This window comes from Pseudofrankia sp. EUN1h (assembly GCF_001854645.1).
Taxonomy (GTDB): Bacteria; Actinomycetota; Actinomycetes; order Frankiales; family Frankiaceae; genus Pseudofrankia; species Pseudofrankia saprophytica.
The window spans coordinates 1-2754 of record NZ_MBLN01000031.1 but is presented as its reverse complement, the minus strand read 5'-3'; the positions used below and the strand labels follow the sequence as shown (position 1 = coordinate 2754).

The window sequence follows — 2754 nt, the reverse complement described above, 5'->3', positions numbered from 1 at the left end:
GCTCGCGACAGCGTTCGCCGAGCTCGCGCAGGCTATCTGATCAGGTCGCCAACTTGGCCCTGCCGTGCCTCGGGCCGGCTCAACGCAACAGCCCCGGTCGAGGCGTGTCGCGAGACCGGAAGATCATCTGTGTACAGCCGAACGTACCGGCACAATGCCATTCCGCTACCGTCAGGGCCCCCTTGTCGCCGCGTTCGAGGCGGGGTCCCATCATCTGCGCGGTGACCGAGAGCGCGGAGATAGGCGGCGACGCGCCAGTCGCTGGTGGCGCCTCGCGACGATCATCGTTTTTGCTGGGGCCGGGACCCGGATCTGGCGGGCCGGCGGCCTCGCTGGCGTCGGTGCCGCCCCTTGTGTCCGCGATCGCCGATGAGGACAGGGCCGAGGGCGACACGACGGATCTCTCGTCAGCGCTGTCGGAGGCGCAGCGCGGTGACGAGGGTGCCTTCCGGCTGATCTACCGGACGACTGGGCCGGGTCTGCTGCGGTACCTACGGCTACTCGTCGGCAACGATGCCGAGGACGTGGCCTCCGAGACGTGRCTTCAGATCGCTCGGGACCTGGCGTCGTTCCGCGGGGACTTCGCCGACTTTCGCGGCTGGGCAGCGACTATCGYGCGTCACCGCGCGTTGGATCATCTGCGCCGACGAAGTCGCCGCCCGGGGGACGACATACCTGTTGAGATGCTGATGACCGAATTGGCCGCGCCCGATGACACCTCCAGAAGCGCGTTGGAGGCGGTGTCCACCGCAGCGGCTCTGCGGTTGATCGCGGGTCTGCCGTTGGACCAGGCGGAGGCGGTGCTCCTGCGGGTGGTCATGGGGCTGGACGCGAAGGCCGCGGGGCGGGTGTTGGGYAAGCGCGCTGGCGCGGTCCGCGTCGCGTCGCACCGGGGGTTACGCAGACTCGCCGAGCAGCTCGGCGAGCAGGGCATCACCGGATCCGGCGGGCTGTAGGCGATGATCATGATCGGGGTGACGGCGCAAGGCGAGGACCAGGAACATCGGCCGGGTGTAACACCGATGAGGGCTTCAACGCTGAAGGACGTGAGATGAGCACACTCCGACCCCGTCGGATCGGCCGAGGCGCCGCTGAGCGGATGCTGCGCGGCGGTCCGGTCGACGGTGGGGCTGGTGTGGATCCTCTCGCCGATCTGCTCACCGCGGCGGCCGCTCCGGCCCGCGTAGGTGAGCTCGACGGCGAGGAAGCGGCAGTCGCCGCTTTCCGGGAGGCGCGTCTCGCCCACGTCACCCAGCCACGGAGAGAACCCATGAACAAGACGCTGCTCGCCCGACTGCTGACCATGAAGATCGCCGCGATCGCGGCCGGGGCCACGGTCATCAGCGGCGTCGCCGTCGCCGCGGGCACAGGAGTCCTGCCTGGCGTCGGCGGAGGTGCCGGCACCGAGGTGTCCCCGACGGCTGGCGCCACCGCCAGCGCGGACGTCTCGGCGAGCGGCGTGCCGAGCGCCGATGCCTCCGCCTCCGCCTCACTGCTCGCGTTGTGCCACAGCTACCAGGCCGCCGCAGAGACCAACCCCGACACTGTCCTTGATTCTCCGACCATGCAGGCGCTGGTGACCGCCGCAGGCGGCCGCGCCGAGGTCGACGCCTACTGCGCGACGGCACTGCGGGCACAGGCCAACGCCACCGTGGCGCCGGGCGCCGCGGGCGTAAGTGTGGCTCCGGGCGGTGCCGGGGCCGACGTTGCCGTGGGCGGCGCCGGGGCCGAGGCCGGGGTGGGCGGCGGCGGTACCGGGGCCGAGGTCACCGCGGGTCCTGGCACGAGCGCGGGCGTGAACGTCGGCGCGACCGACGCAGGTGTCGGCGCGCAGGTTCCCGGCGCGGCTACCAGCGCGAGTGCGAGCACGGGCCCTGGCGGCCTGGGCGTCGGTGCGGGTGTCGGCGGCGCCGGCGCGGACGCGTCGGTCGGCCGCTGAGCAGGCCTTCCAGGAGGTCTGGTAGATCACGCCGGCCGCGCCGACGTGATCTACCAGACCTCCGCGGTGACACCGTCGCCGGGCACCGGTCGGGGACCTCGGCGAAGTCCGTGACCGTCCCGCCACGACGGCACGCGACCTGATTTTCCAGCCGCCTCGCCGCACAGAGGAGCAGCGGCCAGCGTCACCCTCCCTGGTGGTAGCGCCGGGTGTGGGAAGGACGCGGTCCGCGCCCGGCGCCTACCTGATCGGAGAGATGCTGGTGACCATCCGCCGCGTCGTCACATCACCATCCCGGTCCGACCCGAATCCCCCGGCCGGGCCGGGTGGCGCGCGCGGCCCGGTGCACAGTGTCTTTCGCTATCCGCTGGATGGGCGTTCGGCCAGCGTCGCCCGCGACCACGTGCGAGCCCAGCTGCGCGGCTGGGGCCTCGACGAGTTGCAGAACGAAGCGACCCTCCTCGCGTCGGAGCTGGTCACGAACGCCATCCGTGCGTCCGAGCTGCTGCCGAGACGAAGCGCCGGTGGGAACGGGCAACCGTCCGTCGCTCTCCAGCTGACGTACGACCGTCATCGCCTCGTCGTCGAGGTCTGGGACCGGGCAGCGGGCCGGCCAGAATTCCGCCGTGGCGACCCGGCCGCCGGCACCAGCGGGGGTCTGCGCCTCGTCAACGCCCTCGCCGCCGGCTGGGGCAGCTACCCCGTCTACGCACACGGCGACCCGAACGGCAAGGTCGTCTGGGCCAGCCTGCCCCAGCCCCAGCCAAGCCGTCAGGCTGCTGCCGGCGACACCCCCGCCGACGAGGCACACCTCC

At 72.0% G+C, this 2754-nt stretch carries 3 protein-coding genes; all 3 read left to right on the top strand.

The window, feature by feature from the left end; genetic code table 11:
• Positions 1 to 353 precede the first annotated feature (353 nt).
• The gene (locus BCD49_RS08155) at positions 354 to 956 is read left to right on the top strand and encodes an RNA polymerase sigma factor (RefSeq protein ID WP_241832285.1); all 603 of its coding nucleotides are present in this window, start codon (positions 354 to 356) and stop codon (positions 954 to 956) included.
• Between the two features lie 95 nt (positions 957 to 1051).
• Positions 1052 to 1939 carry a hypothetical protein gene (locus BCD49_RS08150; RefSeq protein ID WP_007507546.1) on the top strand — a complete coding sequence of 296 codons (888 nt, stop codon included), beginning with the start codon at positions 1052 to 1054 and terminating at the stop codon, positions 1937 to 1939.
• Positions 1940 to 2150: 211 nt separating this feature from the next.
• On the top strand, positions 2151 to 2754 hold a 604-nt coding region (locus tag BCD49_RS08145; RefSeq protein WP_071041342.1), incomplete at its 3' end, for an ATP-binding protein.